Below are 214 nucleotides of genomic sequence, written 5' to 3'. Positions count from 1 at the left end.
GGATAATTTGAGCAAAATCGGTAATCGACATCACTGCATCAAGGCGATAATCTCGTTCACCATGCTTTTTTATCCGATTGCCTTCGACGGTTCCAGGCGCATAAGGTTTAAATTCTGCTTGTAAAGTCCTGAAACAGCTTTCAACGATGCCTTTAGCATCGCCGCGGCGCGGTGGAGCACTTTCGATACGAACGTTAAATCCAGCAATCAAAGC

The 214-nt window shown here is 45.8% G+C and carries 1 pseudogene; it reads right to left on the bottom strand.

Going from position 1 to position 214, the window contains the following annotated elements:
- Positions 1–214, bottom strand: a pseudogene (locus GFJ99_RS13410) (transposase); the annotation flags it as partial.

The organism is Flavobacterium sp. LMO6 (assembly GCF_009495795.1).
Classification (GTDB): domain Bacteria; phylum Bacteroidota; class Bacteroidia; order Flavobacteriales; family Flavobacteriaceae; genus Flavobacterium.
This window is presented reverse-complemented; position numbering and strand designations above follow the sequence as displayed.